This window comes from Escherichia sp. MOD1-EC5990, assembly GCF_002965285.1.
GTDB lineage: Bacteria > Pseudomonadota > Gammaproteobacteria > Enterobacterales > Enterobacteriaceae > Escherichia > Escherichia coli_F.
In genome coordinates, this window is sequence record NZ_PTRV01000099.1 from 1 (window position 1) to 284 (window position 284).

Annotated in this window: 1 tRNA gene and 1 other RNA gene; both read left to right on the forward strand. The window is 49.6% G+C overall.

Features of this window, described 5'->3' with window-relative positions:
* Window positions 1–6: 6 nt before the first annotated feature.
* Window positions 7–174: non-coding RNA, RtT sRNA (locus BEB42_RS26450), on the forward strand.
* A 33-nt stretch (window positions 175–207) separates the two neighbouring features.
* Window positions 208–283 (forward strand) — tRNA-Lys (locus tag BEB42_RS26090).
* Window position 284 lies beyond the last annotated feature (1 nt).

Here is a 284-nt window from a genome sequence, read left to right on the forward strand (position 1 = left end):
GGTCGTTAGCTCAGTTGGTAGAGCAGTTGACTTTTAATCAATTGGTCGCAGGTTCGAATCCTGCACGACCCACCAATTTAAAGGTGGTTACTGGTAGAGAATGTGAAGGATAACGTTGCGTCAGCAACGGCCCGAAGGGCGAGACGAAGTCGAGTCATCCTGCACGACCCACCATCCTGAATGATTAAAGCAGCATAATCCCGCAAGGGGTCGTTAGCTCAGTTGGTAGAGCAGTTGACTTTTAATCAATTGGTCGCAGGTTCGAATCCTGCACGACCCACCAA